Annotated in this window: 23 protein-coding genes and 1 pseudogene; 21 read left to right on the forward strand and 3 right to left on the reverse strand. The window is 61.2% G+C overall.

What is annotated here, in order from left to right:
• A partial coding sequence (locus O2807_00705) for a hypothetical protein (GenBank protein MDA0999021.1) occupies positions 1-1191 on the reverse strand: 1191 nt, incomplete at its 3' end.
• Between the two features lie 398 nt (positions 1192-1589).
• Between O2807_00705 and O2807_00710 the strand changes: the two genes are divergently transcribed.
• The 4 genes from O2807_00710 to yihA all read left to right on the forward strand — a co-directional run bounded on the left by O2807_00710 (position 1590) and on the right by yihA (position 4315).
• Positions 1590-1814 carry a hypothetical protein gene (locus tag O2807_00710; protein MDA0999022.1) on the forward strand — a complete coding sequence of 75 codons (225 nt, stop codon included), beginning with the start codon at positions 1590-1592 and terminating at the stop codon, positions 1812-1814.
• Between the two features lie 152 nt (positions 1815-1966).
• Positions 1967-2227, forward strand: a complete 261-nt coding sequence (locus tag O2807_00715; GenBank protein MDA0999023.1) for a hypothetical protein — start codon at positions 1967-1969, stop codon at positions 2225-2227.
• 121 nt (positions 2228-2348) lie between these two features.
• On the forward strand, positions 2349-3665 hold the full coding sequence (locus tag O2807_00720) for a DUF1015 domain-containing protein (GenBank protein ID MDA0999024.1): 1317 nt from the start codon (positions 2349-2351) through the stop codon (positions 3663-3665).
• A gap of 23 nt (positions 3666-3688) precedes the next feature.
• Complete coding sequence (gene yihA, locus O2807_00725) at positions 3689-4315, forward strand: ribosome biogenesis GTP-binding protein YihA/YsxC (GenBank protein ID MDA0999025.1); 627 nt, start codon at positions 3689-3691, stop codon at positions 4313-4315.
• Between the two features lie 31 nt (positions 4316-4346).
• Here the strand turns inward: yihA and O2807_00730 are convergent, their stop codons facing one another.
• Entirely contained in the window at positions 4347-4619 is a 273-nt protein-coding gene (locus tag O2807_00730) for a hypothetical protein (protein ID MDA0999026.1), read from the reverse strand.
• Between the two features lie 205 nt (positions 4620-4824).
• Between O2807_00730 and O2807_00735 the strand changes: the two genes are divergently transcribed.
• The 16 genes and pseudogenes from O2807_00735 (at position 4825) to O2807_00810 (ending at position 14260) form a co-directional block, all read left to right on the forward strand.
• Positions 4825-5820: a TIM barrel protein gene (locus O2807_00735; protein ID MDA0999027.1), complete on the forward strand. Its 996-nt coding sequence runs from the start codon at positions 4825-4827 to the stop codon at positions 5818-5820.
• Between the two features lie 34 nt (positions 5821-5854).
• Positions 5855-6184, forward strand: a complete 330-nt coding sequence (locus tag O2807_00740; protein MDA0999028.1) for a YnfA family protein — start codon at positions 5855-5857, stop codon at positions 6182-6184.
• A 281-nt stretch (positions 6185-6465) separates the two neighbouring features.
• On the forward strand, positions 6466-6654 hold the full coding sequence (locus O2807_00745; protein MDA0999029.1) for a glutaredoxin family protein: 189 nt from the start codon (positions 6466-6468) through the stop codon (positions 6652-6654).
• Positions 6651-6971 (forward strand): hypothetical protein, encoded by a 321-nt coding sequence (locus O2807_00750; GenBank protein ID MDA0999030.1) that lies wholly within the window; start codon positions 6651-6653, stop codon positions 6969-6971. Before O2807_00745 ends, O2807_00750 begins: the two co-directional genes overlap by 4 nt.
• A 258-nt stretch (positions 6972-7229) precedes the next feature.
• On the forward strand, positions 7230-7403 hold the full coding sequence (locus O2807_00755) for a hypothetical protein (GenBank protein MDA0999031.1): 174 nt from the start codon (positions 7230-7232) through the stop codon (positions 7401-7403).
• Between the two features lie 140 nt (positions 7404-7543).
• A pseudogene (locus O2807_00760) lies at positions 7544-7708 on the forward strand (heavy metal-associated domain-containing protein).
• Positions 7709-7722: 14 nt separating this feature from the next.
• A complete protein-coding gene (locus tag O2807_00765; protein MDA0999032.1) occupies positions 7723-8157 on the forward strand; it encodes a hypothetical protein in 435 nt (144 codons plus the stop codon).
• Between the two features lie 30 nt (positions 8158-8187).
• Positions 8188-8613 (forward strand): MerR family transcriptional regulator, encoded by a 426-nt coding sequence (locus O2807_00770; GenBank protein ID MDA0999033.1) that lies wholly within the window; start codon positions 8188-8190, stop codon positions 8611-8613.
• Between the two features lie 80 nt (positions 8614-8693).
• Positions 8694-9041 (forward strand): SHOCT domain-containing protein, encoded by a 348-nt coding sequence (locus tag O2807_00775; GenBank protein ID MDA0999034.1) that lies wholly within the window; start codon positions 8694-8696, stop codon positions 9039-9041.
• A 50-nt stretch (positions 9042-9091) separates the two neighbouring features.
• Positions 9092-9307 (forward strand): mercury resistance protein, encoded by a 216-nt coding sequence (locus tag O2807_00780; protein MDA0999035.1) that lies wholly within the window; start codon positions 9092-9094, stop codon positions 9305-9307.
• A gap of 11 nt (positions 9308-9318) precedes the next feature.
• A complete protein-coding gene (locus O2807_00785) occupies positions 9319-10068 on the forward strand; it encodes a TVP38/TMEM64 family protein (protein ID MDA0999036.1) in 750 nt (249 codons plus the stop codon).
• Positions 10069-10197: 129 nt separating this feature from the next.
• Positions 10198-11157: a thioredoxin-disulfide reductase gene (gene trxB, locus O2807_00790; GenBank protein ID MDA0999037.1), complete on the forward strand. Its 960-nt coding sequence runs from the start codon at positions 10198-10200 to the stop codon at positions 11155-11157.
• A gap of 33 nt (positions 11158-11190) precedes the next feature.
• Complete coding sequence (locus tag O2807_00795) at positions 11191-11748, forward strand: NADH-quinone oxidoreductase subunit I (GenBank protein MDA0999038.1); 558 nt, start codon at positions 11191-11193, stop codon at positions 11746-11748.
• 23 nt (positions 11749-11771) lie between these two features.
• Complete coding sequence (locus tag O2807_00800; GenBank protein ID MDA0999039.1) at positions 11772-12944, forward strand: nicotinate phosphoribosyltransferase; 1173 nt, start codon at positions 11772-11774, stop codon at positions 12942-12944.
• Positions 12941-13972 (forward strand): DHHA1 domain-containing protein, encoded by a 1032-nt coding sequence (locus tag O2807_00805; GenBank protein MDA0999040.1) that lies wholly within the window; start codon positions 12941-12943, stop codon positions 13970-13972. The genes O2807_00800 and O2807_00805 overlap by 4 nt, the downstream gene beginning before the upstream one ends.
• Positions 13973-14014: 42 nt before the next feature.
• The gene (locus O2807_00810) at positions 14015-14260 is read left to right on the forward strand and encodes a hypothetical protein (GenBank protein MDA0999041.1); all 246 of its coding nucleotides are present in this window, start codon (positions 14015-14017) and stop codon (positions 14258-14260) included.
• Positions 14261-14276: 16 nt separating this feature from the next.
• Here the strand turns inward: O2807_00810 and O2807_00815 are convergent, their stop codons facing one another.
• Complete coding sequence (locus O2807_00815) at positions 14277-14729, reverse strand: hypothetical protein (GenBank protein MDA0999042.1); 453 nt, start codon at positions 14727-14729, stop codon at positions 14277-14279.
• Positions 14730-14900: 171 nt separating this feature from the next.
• On the opposite strand from O2807_00815, the gene O2807_00820 reads away from it, so the two are divergent.
• On the forward strand, positions 14901-16025 hold the full coding sequence (locus O2807_00820; protein ID MDA0999043.1) for an endonuclease/exonuclease/phosphatase family protein: 1125 nt from the start codon (positions 14901-14903) through the stop codon (positions 16023-16025).
• The last annotated feature ends 17 nt before the right edge of the window (positions 16026-16042 follow it).

Genomic DNA, 16042 nt, shown 5'->3' on the forward strand with positions numbered 1-16042 from the left:
TTTTTCAAACTCGCCCCCCGCCACCGAGATGGAGCCTGCGGCCGGGTTCGTATCCACCACGTGGATGGATCGCTCGTAGATCGGATCGCCCGAGGAGAAGACCAGATCGACGCGGTGGGTGCGAAATATCCGGAAGACTTTCTCCTGCAGCGCACGGGCCGATGCTCTTCCGACGGCGCTGCCGTACCCTTTCCGGTTACCGCCGCTGAAGAGCGGATGGTGCATGAAGACAAAGCGCCACTTGCTCTTGTCCCTGATCAGCGTCTGGATCAGCCAGGCGATCTGCTTGTGATCCGAGAGGCGAAGGTCGGACTTCACGCAGCTGATGCCCTCACACAGCCCGGGACATTTGTCCGGGGTTTTCCTGGCGGCGTATTCGTAATCCACGCCTTCGTTGGAATCGAGAAAAATGAAAAGAGCCTCTCCCCGGCGGACGGCGAAATACCGCCCGGGCAGTCCGAAGCGGCGGGTGAAGGCGCGGCCGCAGCCCGGGAGTAAATCGTCCGGACCCAGGACGGCGTAGAACGGTGTCGAGGAAAGAAGCCTTCCGTAGACGCGGAAGAAAAGAGAATCCTCCATTTTCGTGGAGGCGCCCGAGGGGAGAAGATCGCCCAGGAAAACCGCCATCTGCGCTCCCTTTGGGGCGTCCTGCGGCGGGCGGCCGCTCCGGATGGTCTCCGCCAGTTTGGCCACGGCGAACTGTCCGGGGGTGTTCCGCCCCAGCCCGCCAAGCACCATGAGCGAGAGCGACGCCGCGCTTTGCGGCGGTATCTCGTTGGCGAACAGAAATTCCTCGGCCGGGCAATTTTCCTTCCGGCAGAGCCCGTAGGCCACGCTGGCATTCCCGGGAACGTTCCGCACCTGGACCCGGTAGCGGAGCCGCCCGGCGGGGTCGCCCTTCACGGGCCGCCCATCCATCCGGATGCGGCGGGCGGAGTCACCGGCGGATTTCAGGTGCACCCACATCGGAGAGGTGCCGGGCTCGGTGTCCCACGTCAGGAGAAGAGTGTCCTCCCCGGGGAAGGTCACTTGCGGAAGCCGTAGAAAGGGTTTGGGAAGCGAAGCCTGAAGCGGCGCGGCGGCCGGATCAAAGGCTGCCCCTCTCTGTGCAGTGCGGCGGCCGCAGCCGGCGAGCAGGCCCAAGCCGAGGAGGATGAAAAAGAGGCTGAGCGCACAGGTCTTTTTTCTCAATATCAGGACTTTTCCCAACCGCTCTCCCCTTCGGCGCGGCGGAGCCGGGCCCGCGTGTTCGCGCCGCTTCTGTTTTGCCGCGCCACAGAATGGGGCCGCGCGCCCTGTGGCGCAACCTGGAAGAGGGCTTGGGTTTCCGTCAAAAATCCATCTCGAACCCGTCATTTCTCCGGGAGATCGCAAGGCGCCGAACGAAAGCCGCGCCGCGCCAGTTTTTATTAATCTGTTGTTTTTAAATGATAAACAAGCACAAAAAAATGTGGCACTGAATATGCACTCTACCGGAGTGGACACCCGCTTCCTCCACTGCGGCCGCGCCGGGCACGGGACGCTGGCCGGAGCGGGAGGAATCCGGCAAATGAACGGTCCGGTTCCCTGGACGAGTGAGGAGATGGCCCTTGGATACGCATGGAGTGAACCCTTCCCCGATTCTGCCTCCCCTGGGAGGGAGCGGAAAGCCCGCTGCCGGAGAGCGCCCGGCGCCCGCCTCGCCGGCCGAGGTACAGATGGCCCGCATTCTGGCCCGGAATGCGTTTCAGCCGGGCAAGGCCGAACCGGTCGAAGCGATTGCCCCGCGCCGCAGCGGGCCGATGCGCGGCGGCAGCCTGGACATTTACGCCTGAAGACAAACCCGAATCGCAGCTTCTTTTCGGCATGAGTGCGGGCGCTGCTCTCCCGTTGAGAGCGGGCCCGGTTTGAGGGACAGGATTGTGCGGTGATATATTTCCCCCGGGAGGGCCGGTTCGCGCGGCTCGCCACTCCTGGAGGGTGACGCATGGTCGAGCCTGTCGGCGGGGTCCCGCCTGCAGCTCAGCAGAAAATCAGCGAACTCCGCGATCGTGAAACAGCCCCCGGCAGCGTTCCCGCCGGCGGCGAGGAGGAAATTCGCCAGGCGGGCGCCCGGGCGGCCGCACTCCTCTCGGGCCTGGCCGCCGTCAGCCGGCCGCAACCCCCCCAGAAGCCGGCGATCTCCGAGGATGTGGAACCGTTTCTCGGCGGAAAGGGGCGGGGGAAAAGCGTGGACATTGTCGTCTGAACACCTCCCCTCCCGGATCTGCGGGAGAGCTTTGACACTGCGCTCCGGGCGCACCTAAGATTGCCTCCGTCCCGAGTCTTCCCGTTTCACATTAATAAGACGACAAAGAAGGAGATCGTAAGTGGTCGATATCCGGCCCTTTTTCGCGCTGCGCTATACACAGGCCGCTCCCGACCAGATGGGGGAGGTAACTTCTCCTCCCTACGACGTGTTCACCCCCGAGCTTCAGCGCGCTTTTCATGATCGCCACCCCCACAATGTTGTCCGGCTGATTCAGGGAGAGATACTGGCAGGGGAGCCCGATGACGAAGGGCGTATCGGGCGGGCGGTGGAATACATGCGTTCGTGGCGGGCCGGGGGAGGGCTCGCGCCGGACGGCACGCCCGCCATTTATCCCTACATGCAAATTTTCGAAACGCCGGGCGGCGTCCGCTTCGCGCGGCTTTCCTTTTTTGCGGCGGTGCGGGTAGAGCTCTTCGGGGAGGGGCGGATTTTTCCGCACGAGCAGACGTTCCCCAAGCCCAAGGGTTATCTCTATTCCCTATGGGGCAAGACCGGCGCCCATCTCGGCCCGATTTTTAGTTTTTACGACGACCCGGGTTGTACGGTGGAAGCCGCGCTCGCGGCCTCGATGCGGGGCGCGCCCATCGCCGATTTCGAGGACGACGGCGTTCGGCATACGCTTTGGCGGTGCGACGATCCGGAAGCGATCGCCGCCGTACAGAAAACGCTTGCGCCGCGCGAGGGATTTATCGCCGACGGCCACCACCGCTACGAGACTTCGTTGAACCTCCGCGAGGCCGCCCGCAAGGAGGGTGCACCCGAGGGCGGTGAGGCGGACTATACGCTGATGTGTCTGGCCAACATCGCGGACCCGGGCATGGTGGTGCTGCCGACGCACCGGATGCTGAAGAAACCGGGCCGGGATGTGGACGCGGCCCTCTCGCGCATTTCGGAAACCTACGAAATCACCGAAGCGGCGGCCCCGGCGAAGGGTGAGGGCATCGCCGTCGCGCGACGGCTCGAGGAGCTCCGCGATGAGAGTGGCGGCCGCTCGGCGTTTTGCCTGGCCGATGGCTCGGGACTGATTCGCTACCTGCTTCGAAAAGAAAGCGCGCCCGCCGAAGGGGGCGAGGGAGCGGCCCGCGCCGTAGCCGCGCTCGATGTCAGCCGGCTGCACCGGGAGATCATCGAAGGGGCCTTCGAGGCCTCACACGATGAGGCCGACATCGGCTTTACGCCAGATCCCGAGATTGCCCTCGGCGGGCCGGGGGCGGGGGCGTGCCGCGTGTCCTTGCTGCTCAATCCCACGCCCGTCGCCTCTGTGTGCGAGATCGCGCGGGCCGGCGGCCGGATGCCGCACAAGTCCACCTATTTCTATCCCAAGCTTCGGACCGGGCTCGTGATTCACAGCTTCGCGCCGCCCGCTCTCGGCTGAGGGAACTTTCGGGTATTCCCATGATGAAAATTTCCCGCGCCGAATTCATCACCAGCGCCGCGAATCGCGGCGGATGGCCGGCGCCGGAGCGCCCCGAAGTGGCCTTTTCGGGGCGGAGCAACGTCGGAAAATCCTCGCTCATCAATTCTCTCACCGGCCGGAAGAAACTCGTCAAAACGAGCACGACCCCGGGCAAGACACAGCTCATCAATTTTTTCGGAATCAACGATCGCTACATCTTCACGGACTTGCCGGGATACGGGTACGCCGAAGTGCCGCTGGCGGTGAAGCGGAAGTGGCGGCCCATGATCGAGGAATATCTCCGCGAGCGGGAGACGCTCCGGGGGGTGGTGCTGCTGGTGGACGCGCGGCGGGGCGCGAAGGAGATGGACCTCATGCTGCTCGAATGGCTCGCCGCGGTGAATCTGCCCGCGTGCATTGCCGTGACGAAGATCGACAAGCTCAAGCAGAATGAGCGCCGCGCGGCCGTGGACGACCTGGTCCGCACCTTGGAGAAAAGTGGCGGGCTCTATGGCCAATGGTCCGGCCCGATACAGACGAGCGCGGTGAAGGGCTGGGGCAAAAACGATCTGATGAATCAGATCGAAGAGTGGCTGGAGGATTCCCCCCGCGACGCCCCCGCTGCCTGAGGGCACCGCGGAACGGGCGGTTTTTTTCCTGTCACAGCGGCAGTGGAATAAAAATTTTCAGGGAATAGACGGGATAGGGCCGGTAGCGCGGGATGATGATGCGGGGAGCGTAATGCCGCGGGGGCGCCTGCCCGTACCTTCGATACGCACTTTCGGGGGCCGTGCGGTAGTCCCGGCGGTAGGTGTAGTCGCCCCACTGGTGGATGTTTCCGAATCGGCGGTATCTGTGGCCGTAGTATCCCTCCCCGGCCAGGGCGGCGGCGGGAAACGCGGAAACCGTCATCAGGGCAGCCAGTAGAGCCAAGAACCAACGCTTCGTGCATGACTCCTTTCATGTTCTTGCGGCGGCCTTGCGCGCCTGATCGGCGGCGGGGCGCATCTGTGGATTGGACGCGGCGGGGTTCCGTGCTGCGGTTTTCCGCGGGATTGGGGGTGTCTCGCCCCCGCTCCGCCGCTTTGGTATGGTGCGGAAATCGAGTCCGGTCTCCTGGACCCGGAAAGGAGATCGCATGAGGGCGCCTAAAAAAACGGCGGCAAATAAACCCCCGAAGAAAAAAGCCGCGGCCCCGAAGGCGACAGCAGAGAAAAAACCGTCGGCATCGAAAAAAGAAGAGCGCGTTTACGACGATCCGCTCCACATGAACCCGAAGGGGAAAAAGCCGGACCGGATTTTCTTCGGCGTCGGGGGCGTTCCGCATTCGGCGAAGGAGAGGACGCATCCGGGCGCGGTGCGGCGGCTGAGTGAGATTGGACTCGATGTCTACGAAATGGAGTTCGTTCACGGGGTGCGCATCCGGCCGGAATCGTGCGCCGGGGTCAACAAGGCGCAGCGGGAGACCGGGGTGCGCGTCACGGCGCACGGGCCCTACTACATCAATCTCTATTCGATGGAAGAAGAGAAGCTCGAGGCGAGCCGGAAACGCGTCCTCGATACGGCCTACGCGCTCGCCGATTGCGGCGGGGACGGCGCCTGTTTTCACGCCGGCTTTTACCAGAAGCGCGACCCGGACGAGGTGTACCGCTTCATGCGCGATCAGATTGCAGACCTCGCCGCTGTCCTGGAGAAGGACGGTTGCCCGGTCCGCCTCGATCCCGAGACGACGGGGAAGGGCTCCCAGTTCGGCTCGCTCGATGAGCTGACCGTCATGGCGGGCGAGCTGAAGAAAACGAACGTCGGCATCACGGTGGATTTCAGCCACGTTCACGCGCGCTCGGGCGGCCGGGAGAACACCTACGAAGAGTTCGCCTCCCAGCTGGAGCGGATAAAGAACCGGATGGGAAAGGCCGCGCTGGCTTCCATGCACATCCATCTTTCGGGCATCGCATATACCGAAAAGGGAGAGCGCAACCACCTCGAGCTCGATGAATCCGACATGAATTACAAAGATCTCTTTCGGGCATTGATTGATTTCGGGGCGGAGGGCCGGGTGGTGTGCGAGAGCCCCGCGCTCGAGTACGATGCCCTCATCATGCAGAAAACCTACCGGAAGCTGAACGGAAGCTGATCGGCGGAAGAGAAAATCCCCCAGGAGGTGCACCATGGTGCTCGCGGCGAAGTCCATTTCTCTTTTCGTGCTGGCCGGGCTCCTCGAGATCGGCGGCGGCTATCTCGTCTGGCAGTGGTGGCGGAAGGGGGCATTTGTCGGGGTCGGCGTGCTCGGTGCGCTGGCCCTGGTTCTCTACGGGGTGGTGCCCACCTACCAACCGGCGCATTTCGGCCGGGTGTACGCGGCCTACGGCGGATGGTGCGTGGTGCTCTCAATTCTGTGGGGCTGGGCGATCGACCACATAGCCCCCGATCGGTACGACATCCTGGGCGGGGTGATCTGCATCCTGGGCGTGGCCGTGATCATGTACTGGCCCCGCTAGCTTTCCCGCGAACTTTCCTTTCAGGGCGTAAAATCCTTGCGGCGGCGGGATCCCTGATGAGCGTTCCATCCTCACGCAAGAGAAAAAACCTCTTAAAATAAAAGGTTTTTACGAAAAATCGCCTGGAATTCCATGCGCTTGACTCTGTAGTTGGGTACGGAGTTTATGGTGCAAGTATCTTGGGCGGTGCGGACGCCCGGCAATTCTCAAAGAGAGGAGAAAAGAAAATGCCAGGTTCGGTTGTGGTGTATTCCTCATCCACCTGAGCGCCCTGCCAGTCGGTGAAAGCGTTTCTTTCACATCATGGTGTTGCGTTCGAGGAAAAGGTTGTCGATGAGGACCCGGCGGCGCTCAAGGAGTTGACCTCGAAAACGGGCATGCGGGCAACGCCGGTCATTCTGATCGGCAATGAAACGGTCGTCGGCTTCGATCGGGGGCGCCTGGAAACGATTCTGGGAATCCGGGAATGAAGGAAAAAAAGAAGCGGCTGCTTTACTGCTTAAGCTGCGAACAGATGATCCAGGTCCCCGAATGGGTCGAAGTCGGCGATCTGTTCGAGTGCTGGAATTGCGCGGGGGTGATGATTCGCCTGATCGAGGGTGAAGACGGGCCCGCCCTGAAAGTCGTCCAGATGGTCCGCTGCCCGGCGTGCGGCGGGAAAATCCCGGTGGACGACGATACGCCGGCGGGAACGATTCTCTCGCATGACGGAAAGGACTTCCGGCTGGCCAAAGAATTCGGTGCGTTCACCCTCGAGCCTGCGGCCGGGAGGCGTGCCTCATCCTGATCCATTGAAAGTGAAGGAAATCCTGCAAGCCGCCTTTGCGAGGGAGCGAATGGCATGGAAAAGAAAAAATTTGGAATGACAGGAGCCGTCATCACCGGGGCGGTTTCTTCGGCCTGCTGAATTGGCCCGGCGCTGGCCCTGGGTCTCGGGGTCTCGGCTTTTGGGGCGCTCGGCAGCCTGATTGTCTACCGCCCGTATTTTATGATTCTGGCGTTCGGCTCGCTGGGCTGGACGTTCTGGAAATATTTTCGGGCGAAGATGGGCCTCTACCACCTGAGGGGAGAAGGAAGTGCCTTGGGCGCCTTCAAGCCCACCCGCGAGGACATCCCTCTTTTCGTGGTCACCGCCGTTGTCGTGTTGCTGGTCCTGTTCCCCTACTGGGGGTTCCCGGTGTTCTTCGGGCAGCCGAACCCGCTCTTTGCGAGAGGATAGACGCGATGACGAAAAAACTTTGGATGGCCGCGGCCGGGTTTTTATTCGTCCTTGCGCTCGTGGCTTCGGCGCATGCGGCGGAGCTGACGTTCGCCATCAGCGGGATGTTCTGACCCTTCGGGTGACCTCAACGGGTCGAGCAAGCCCTGTCAGGGCTTCCCGGAGTGAACAAAGTGAAGGCTTCTTTTGTGAAACGAGAAGCCATGGTTGATTTCGATCCTGAAAAAATAAATGCTGAGAAAATGAAGGAAGCATTAAAGTCAGCCGGTTTCGGCGGCGAAGTAAAAAAAGGACCGGCGAATTAACAGGAGAAAATGAGATGGCCCATCCTGTTTGTCCTTCATGCGCGGCGGCGGGCATCGAATGCGCGGGTCCCAAGGCGGTTCCGCAAATTACAGTGGACAGCCTCGTGAAGCCCGAGCACCACAAAGACATCCCGGCCGGGGCGTTTTATTTTTGTCCGGCGAAAAGCTGCGATACGGTGTATTTTGACACCGGAGGCCGTCAAATCCGCAAAGGCCAGCTCTCGATGGGCGTATGGCAGAAGGAAGAACCGGGAGATACCCTCGTATGCTACTGCTTTGGCTATTCCGCGAAAAACATCATGGAAGATGCGCGAGAGAACTCGCTGCCAACGATCCCATTGATTGTGCGGGATAAAGTCAAAGCAGGCGAATGTCAGTGTGATACGAAGAATCCCCGGGGAAGTTGCTGCCTGGGTGATGTCGCTTATTGGGTGAAGCAGGTAGAGTAACTTGCGGCAAATGTTGACAAAGGTACAGATATGCCACCTCTCACCATCGGGAAACTCGCCAAGGAAGCGGATGTGAGCGTGGAGACGGTCCGCTACTACGAGCGGCGGGGGCTCATCGCGCGCCCGCACGAGAGGAGCGGTGCCTATCGCGTATACCCGCCGGATGCGGTGACGCGCATCCGCGGCATCAAGCGGGCGCAATCGCTCGGTTTCACCCTGGAGGAGATCAAGGAGCTGCTCGGGCTGCAAATCGACAAGAAAGCCCGCTGCCAGGATGTGCTCGAGCAGGCCGAGCGGAAGATTTCCGAGATCGACGGAAAGCTCCGCACCCTCCGCGCGGTGAAGCGCGAACTCGAAAAACTGGCCTCTGCGTGCCACGCGGAGCTTCCTGTGTATGAGTGTCCGATCATGCACGCCCTGAGCGGGAGCGATGAGAAGAAAAAGCCCGTGGCGTAAAACGCAGGCCCCCGGCGGAAGGATTGATGCACACAGCGGGGCGGGACGAACCGAATCTTGGGCCCAAAGGAGGCAGTGAAATGCGGCATATCTGGAGTTCGATTCTTTTTGGCGTGAGCGGGATTTTTCTTTCTGCTTTTCCCGCTCTCGCGCAGCAGCGGGGAGATTGGGGATACGGCCCTTACGGGCCGGGGCAGATGTGGTGGATGATGGGAACGGGAATGGGATTTTTGATGATCGTCTTCTGGCTGGTGGTGATCGTCGGTGCGGTGGCGCTCATCCGGTGGGTTTTTATCTCCGGGCGGAACGGCCAGGCGGGAGGTTCCCCGGCGGCGGAAACAGCCGCGGACATTCTCAAAAAACGCTATGCGCGCGGCGAGATTAACAAGGAAGAGTTCGAGGAAAAGATGCGCGACATCCAGAGATGACGGGACAGAGCGATCCGCAATGATGGAATGACGAAAGGAAACACGAAGCCATGAAGAATTTTTGGGGGAAGATTCTCTTGGGCGTGGCGTTCGTGACCTGCCCCTGCCATCTTCCTGTTTATCTTCTCTTGTTCGGCGGGACGGCGCTGGGCACCTACCTGGCTCAGTACCAGGGCCGGGCGCTGATCTTGCTGGCACTGCTGTTTTCCCTCTCTCTGGTGTCCGGGTGGAGGCTGGGGCGGATGGATAAAGAGCCGGGACGGTGAAAGAAACCCCTTTGGCGTCCGAAGCTGCCGCTTCTTTTCCGCTCTGGCGCAGATGGCTGACGTTCGCCTTGCTCGTCACTGCGGCAGTCCTCACCTATGCGTTCGTGCCCGGCTTTCAGCGCGGGATCAACGAGGTGGCGGGCTCGCTTTTGATGGGCGATGTCCGAAGCCTGAAATACTACATTCTTTCTTTCGGCTGGTGGGCGCCGGCGGTATCGGTGCTGTTGATGCTTCTTCAGACGCTGGTCGCGCCGCTTCCCGCATTCGTGCTGGCCATCGCCAACGCGATGGCGTTCGGCCTCTTTTACGGATTTTTACTGACCGCCTCATCGGCGATGCTGGCAGCGTATCTCGCCTTCTACATTACCCGGTGGCTGGGGAGGCCTTTCATCGAGAAGAAAATGAAGGGCAGCGCCGTCAAGGTGGATTCCTGCATCGAGAGCTACGGCGCCTGGGGCATCCTGGTCCTCCGGCTTTTTCCCATCGTCTCTTTCGATTTCGTGAGTTTCGCCGCGGGCTTGACGGGTATGCGCGCCCGCAGCTTCGGGCTGGCGACCTTTTTCGGGATGCTCCCCGCGACGATTGCCTTCACGCTGCTGGGCGATTCAGTCGAAAAGGCCAACCGGTGGGGGCTGATTGGCGGCGGTGTGCTTCTGGGCGTCCTCCTCCTCGCGGCGCTCTGCATGCGGCGGACCGCCATATGGAAGCGGATGGGTGCCGCCGCGGCTCCTTCCCCGAAGTCGGATGTTACCATCCGGTAAATCCCTGGAGCGCCGGCCTTGCGCCCTTGGCAGTCCCGGAGGCCGATGCTACACTTTAGCCCGTTTTGACAGGCCCCGAGCCGCTTCTTGGGCCCGTCCGGGCCCACACATGCCACGGGAGAGCGTATTTTGAGCACGCGGGATTTCGACATCATCATTGTGGGCGCCGGCCCGGCGGGCCTGACGGCCGGCCTGTATGCCGCCCGCTCCAAGCTGAATGTCATGTGCTTCGAAAAGCTGGCCCCGGGCGGGGAGATACTGAACACCGAACACGTCGAGGACTACCCGGGCTTCGAACTCATCGGCGGCCAGGAGCTGGCCAAGAAATTCACCGATCATGCCGTCAAATTCGGCCTGAAGATCGAGATGGAAGAGGTCAGTGCGGTCACCAAGAAAGACGGCGACTTCATCGTCAAAACGGATATGGGCGAGTACCGCTGCGGCGCCGTCATCTATACGGCGGGTGGCCATCCGCGCAAGCTGGGCATCGATGGCGAGGAGAAATACGCGGGCAAGGGTGTCAGCTACTGCGCGCTCTGCGACGGCGCCTTCTTCCAGGACGAGGTCATCACCGTGGTCGGCGGCGGGAACAGCGCCATCGAAGAAGCCAACTTTCTCACGAAGTACGGTTCAAAAGTCTATCTCGTGCACCGGCGCGAAGGCTTCCGCGCCCACGCGGTTCTGATCGATCGGCTCCGGGAGAACGAAAAGGCCGAGATGCTTCTGAACCAGGTCGTCGAAGAGGTTATCGGGGACGACAAAGAAATGAAGAAGCTCCGCCTGCGGAACACCCAGACCGGCGAAGAGACGGAACTCGAGGCTCAAGGCCTGTTCGTGTTTATCGGCTTTCTTCCGAACACGGATCCGATTCAGGTACCCGTCGAGATGGACGAGACCGGTTTTGTCATGACGGATCAGAACATGCAGACGAGTACACCGGGCTTTTTCGTCGCCGGCGATGTTCGGAGCCAGCTGATCCGGCAGATTACCAACGCGGCCGGAGATGCGACGACGGCGGCCGTGGCGGCGGAAAAGTATCTCGAAGCGCAAGAACTCGAAAAAAGAAAAAAGACAACACTCGCTTCCTGATTTGGACAGCAAGGAAACCAGCGGAGGAGCGGAATGGAATTCTCCAGGGCGGTGAAGAGGTTTTTCCTGACGGACATCATCAAGGGGATGTCTCTCACGCTTCGCCATCTGTTCAAGAAGCCGGTGAAGCTTCAGTACCCCACCGAGCGCTGGGAGGCGCCGGAGCGTTTTCGCGGTTTTCTCGGCCTGACGCGGGATTTCAAGACGGGCGAGGAAAACTGCATCGGCTGCCTCAACTGCGAGAAGGCGTGCCCGGTGGATTGCATCACGATCATCACCGACGGCAAGGGCCGGGGAATGTATGCCAAGGAATTTTACATCGACTACATGCGGTGCATGTATTGCGGGCTTTGCAACGAAGCCTGCCCGACGACCCCGAAATCCATTGTTCATACCCACCAGTATGAGACGACGGGCTACTTCCGCGACGATCTCGTCTATGGCAAAGAGCGCCTCTATGACGTTTGGGAAAAAGAGGTGAATTACCTGGGCCCCCGGCCATGGGGGAAACTTTTCGGATTGCGGAATATGGAGATGGAACAGCGCCCTGTGCAGGCAGCCCAGGCTGAAGCCACGGCTTCTGCGGAGTAGGCGATGTTCCTTCAACCCCCAAAGTGAGCTTCTTCACGGCTGATTTCGACGAAATCCGCTCCGGAAAGGTCACCGACGTTTATTTCGAGCGGACCCACCGGATACTCGAAGCCAAAAAAATCAGAAAGCACGTCCGCGCCGAATTCATGGCGAAATCCCTTCCCTCGGGCTGGGGCGTGTTCATCGGCCTCGAGGAGATTCTCCACCTCCTCAAAGATTTTCCCCTGAATGTGCGGTCCATCCCCGAGGGGACGGTGTTCCACCCCTTCCAGCCGGTTCTTGAGATCGAGGGCTACTACAACGACTTCGACGTGCTGGAGACGCCCGTTCTCGGGTTGATGTGCCAGGCGAGCGGAATCGCCACCAAGGCCGCCCGGTGCAAGATCGCCGCCGAGGGCCGTCAGGTGGTCAGCTTCGGTGCCCGCCGGATGCATCCGGCCGTGGCCCCGATGATCGAGCGCGCGGCTTACCTCGGCGGGTGCGACGGCGTGGCCCTGGTCAAGGGGGCGGAAATTCTGGGGCTTCAGCCGACCGGCACCATGCCCCACGCACTCATCATCATCATGGGCGGGCTGCCCGAGGCGCTGAGGGCCTTTGACGAGGTTATCGAGCCGGAGGTGCGGCGCGTGGCGCTGGTGGACACCTTCGGGGATGAAAAGTTCGAGGCCTTGGCCGCCGCCAAGACAATCGCTGATCGCCTTTTCGCCGTCCGCCTCGACACCCCCAGCTCGCGGCGGGGAAACTTCAAGGAAATCCTGCGGGAGGTGCGGTGGGAGCTCGATCGGGCCGGACACGGGCACGTGAAACTCTTTGTGAGCGGCGGACTGGATGAAAACAAAATCCTGGAACTCAACGATGCCGTTGACGGCGGCTACGGGGTGGGCACTTCCATCAGCGCATCCACGACGATCGATTATTCGATGGACATCATCGAAATGGAAGGCGAAGCCGTCGCGAAGCGCGGGAAGCATTCGGGGGCGAAGCATTTTCTCCGTTGCCGGGATTGCGGCGCCGAGCGGGTCATTCCGATGGATCGTCCCTATGGCGATTGCGAAAAGTGCGGCGGCGTCATGGGCCAGCTTCTCGCGCCGGTCATCGAAAAAGGGGCGGTTTTGAAAGAACCCTTGCCGCCGGCCGAGATTCGCGATTACGTATTGCGCCAGCTGAACCGGGTCAGTCTCGGAGATGTCGAATGAGCACGGATGCGGCCGCCGAACGGGAGCGCTTCAAGGAAATCCGCGCTTTTATCGAATCCCACAGCAAATTTCTTCTTCTCACTCACGTCGGACCCGACGGCGACGGCCTGCTCGCAAGCATCGCCATGAGCCGATACCTTCGCGCCATTGGGAAAAAGGGTCTCGTCGTTACCGATGGTCCTGCCCCCGCTTTTCTTGGGCCCTACGACCCGGAGGGATTGGTCCGCACGCACACGGAGCTTCTCTCGGCCGAAGACGGGGTTTCGCGCTTCGACGCGGTCTTGGTCATCGACACGGGAAAGCCCTCGCGCCTGGGGCATCTGGAGGAGCCGGTGCGGAACAGTCAGCTTCCCCTGGGCGTCATCGATCACCATATCCGCGAGGAGGGGGACTTCGAGGGTCCCTCCTGCATTGATGCTTCCGCGGCGGCCGTCGGGGAGATTGTGGCCGATTTCCTCGAGGCCGAGGGGAACCGCTTCGATGATCCGCTAATCGTCCGTCTTTTGCTGGCCACCCTCGTTTACGACACGGGGCAATTCCGCTTTACGAACACGACACCGAAAACCCTGAACTGGGCGGCCCGCCTGGTGGAGTTGGGCGGAAACACGAACGAGGCGTTCAGCATTTTCTGGGAATCGAACAGCGTTGGCTCCTTGAAGCTGATGGGCCATCTGATGAGCAACCTGCATATCGAGTGCGGCGGCCGTCTCGCCTGGTTCACTCTGAGCAAAGCAGAACGCGAGCGGTTCGGCGTGAACAAGGAAGAGACGGAAGAATATATCATCTATCCGAGAAGCATCGCCTCCGTCGAGGCGATCGCGTTTTTTTCGGAGACAGAAAATGACCGGGTGCGCGTGAGCCTGCGATCGAAGGGAAGGGTCAAGGTCCACGGCGTTGCGGTGCAATTCGGCGGCGGGGGCCATGCCTTTGCCGCGGGCGCCCGGGAAAGAGGTTCCCTCGAAGATGTCGCCCGCCTTGTCACGGATTTGCTCGCCCAGGAGATCCGCTCCACCCTTGGTCCCGACTGATTTTCCGATTGGATGATCCTGGCGAGAGAAGGAGGAGGAGCCATGAAGCTCAACCCTGTAAAATTCGGCTTGGCCTTTGGAATCATCTACGCGGTCATTTTTCTTCTGATGGGGCTGGCCGGCGCCTTCCTTGGATGGGGCGGGGAGATGCTGAAGTTGGCCGGAGACTTCTACCCGGGCTTCGGGCCTTCCGCCGGAGGCGCGGTTATCGGCGGAATCTGGGGGCTGGCGATCGGCTTGGTGTTTTTCGGCCTCGGGGCGTGGATCTACAACCGGCTCATGGGCTAGCGCGCAAACCGGGGGGCTAGCCGAGAGCCTTCGCCAAAGCCTCGCCGCGGGCCCGCATATCGCGGGGGTGGATCTCGCCGTGGGGGAGAAAGGCCATCGCGACGTAAATATGCTCCTTGCCGTCCTTGACGACACGGTTCCGGAAAAGGGGCTGCGGAAAGCAGGTACTTTCGGGTTCGGCGTGGGAGAGGTAGACCTGGTCGCGGTAATACAGGTAGGAGATCGCCACCCGGGGGGGCACCCAGCGCTCCCGAAGGATGTTTCCTGCGGTGTCCATCTCCTGGACGCGGCCGCCGAAGCCGGTGGTGAAACCGTTTCCAAAGACGAACGAGCCCGACTGGATGGCGTCGCAGTTGTCGAGTTCGGCGAGCTGCACATAAGGGGTGTTGAGCGGGTCCCACCCCTCGGGAAGCGCGAGTTCGTTCACCCCGCAGGCCGGGCACACAAAGGTTCTTTCGATTTCAAGCATAATTCAAGGTTTCTCCTGCGGGGCGGGCCCACAGGAGCCCTCCCCGCGATGGGTGTAAAATATGTAGACTCGAAGCGGATCGTGCCAGAGGCGCGGAGGAGGCGCAAGAAGAAATAGCCCGGGGAAGGGCGTTCGCCTCGATCGCCCTGAAGGCGCGGAAAGGCGGGACGGATGCTTTCGCGAATGGAGGAATGGGGATTTTTCCCGCCCCGGACGCTGGGCGCTTACGTGGCGCTCGCCGCCTTGGGGCTGCTCTGGCTGGCGACCCTGATCGATCTGGCGCTTTGGTTCGGGCGCTTGGCGGGGCAGTATTCTTCCAAGGCGAATTACGCGAGCCATTTGTGGCCCTACATCTCTCTCGGGGGCGCCGTGATCGGCCTTCTGGCGCGCGGCGTGCCCAATGTGCTTCGATCGATCCCGACGGTGTGGCTTCTTGTTTCCCTCGGAATTCTTCATGCGCACATGCTCTCTCCCTCCCCGTCGCTCCCCGCGCTTGAGGGACCCGCGCTTCGGGTGATGACATTCAACCTGAGCAATATGCAGGACGTGCGCCGCTCGTCGCTCTCTTTTTTCAAGAAGAAGCTCAATCTGGACGTTCTTTTTCTCCAGGAAGTGTGGGGAGACGCCGAGCACGGAGACCGCCCCCGTTTCATGGATGCCATGCAGGAGCTTCCCTACACCGCGTGGCACCATTCAGCGGACATCGGATCGGGCACCGGTTTGGGGATATTGAGCCGCTACCCCCTGCGGGATGTCCGGACGATTCCGCTCCCCTCGGTCCCGTTTCGCGGCGCCGTTTGCTCGGAAACAGTTCTTTTGACGGCCAAGCTGTCGGTGGAAAAAGAAACCATCCGCGTCGGAACGGTTCACCTTTGCCCGCCGGCGGTTCCCTGGTTGGACAATAAGCTTCGGCCTGTCGGCATCTCTCTCGGGTCGTTGTGGAGATGGCCTCGAAGGGTCCGGTACTTCGCATACGCCCGAAGGTCTCAATTGGCCATGCTCCGGCTTTTCGCGGACGGCGGAGAGGAGCCGGTCATCCTCGCCGGAGGTTTTAACGCGACTCCCTACAGTCTGGGTTTGTTCCGCGTCGGCCGCTCTCTGAAGAACGCTTTTCGGGAAAGAGGGTCCGGTTTTGGTTTCACGTATTTTATGGGTCTTTTCGGGGTGTCCATCGATCACATTTTGTTTTCTGAAGGTTTTCGGGCCCGCGCCGCGGAGGTGATCAGCGAACCGGTATTGTCCGATCACCGGCCGATGGAGGCGTTGCTTGAAATTCTCTCGAAGGGTAAAACGTAGGCCTCATCTCATTTTTG

Source organism: bacterium (genome assembly GCA_027622355.1).
Lineage (GTDB): Bacteria > UBA8248 > UBA8248 > UBA8248 > UBA8248 > JAQBZT01.

Excerpts from the sequence above, each read along its gene's own strand:
- O2807_00715 (MDA0999023.1), top strand. The coding sequence starts at position 1,967 with ATGGTCGAGCCTGTCGGCGGGGTCCCGCCTGCAGCTCAGCAGAAAATC.
- yihA (MDA0999025.1), top strand. The coding sequence starts at position 3,689 with ATGAAAATTTCCCGCGCCGAATTCATCACCAGCGCCGCGAATCGCGGC.
- O2807_00735 (MDA0999027.1), top strand. The coding sequence starts at position 4,825 with ATGAGGGCGCCTAAAAAAACGGCGGCAAATAAACCCCCGAAGAAAAAA.
- O2807_00740 (MDA0999028.1), top strand. The coding sequence starts at position 5,855 with ATGGTGCTCGCGGCGAAGTCCATTTCTCTTTTCGTGCTGGCCGGGCTC.
- O2807_00750 (MDA0999030.1), top strand. The coding sequence starts at position 6,651 with ATGAAGGAAAAAAAGAAGCGGCTGCTTTACTGCTTAAGCTGCGAACAG.
- O2807_00755 (MDA0999031.1), top strand. The coding sequence starts at position 7,230 with ATGGGCCTCTACCACCTGAGGGGAGAAGGAAGTGCCTTGGGCGCCTTC.
- O2807_00765 (MDA0999032.1), top strand. The coding sequence starts at position 7,723 with ATGGCCCATCCTGTTTGTCCTTCATGCGCGGCGGCGGGCATCGAATGC.
- O2807_00770 (MDA0999033.1), top strand. The coding sequence starts at position 8,188 with ATGCCACCTCTCACCATCGGGAAACTCGCCAAGGAAGCGGATGTGAGC.
- O2807_00775 (MDA0999034.1), top strand. The coding sequence starts at position 8,694 with ATGCGGCATATCTGGAGTTCGATTCTTTTTGGCGTGAGCGGGATTTTT.
- O2807_00780 (MDA0999035.1), top strand. The coding sequence starts at position 9,092 with ATGAAGAATTTTTGGGGGAAGATTCTCTTGGGCGTGGCGTTCGTGACC.
- O2807_00795 (MDA0999038.1), top strand. The coding sequence starts at position 11,191 with ATGGAATTCTCCAGGGCGGTGAAGAGGTTTTTCCTGACGGACATCATC.
- O2807_00805 (MDA0999040.1), top strand. The coding sequence starts at position 12,941 with ATGAGCACGGATGCGGCCGCCGAACGGGAGCGCTTCAAGGAAATCCGC.
- O2807_00810 (MDA0999041.1), top strand. The coding sequence starts at position 14,015 with ATGAAGCTCAACCCTGTAAAATTCGGCTTGGCCTTTGGAATCATCTAC.
- O2807_00815 (MDA0999042.1), bottom strand. The coding sequence starts at position 14,729 with ATGCTTGAAATCGAAAGAACCTTTGTGTGCCCGGCCTGCGGGGTGAAC.
- O2807_00820 (MDA0999043.1), top strand. The coding sequence starts at position 14,901 with ATGCTTTCGCGAATGGAGGAATGGGGATTTTTCCCGCCCCGGACGCTG.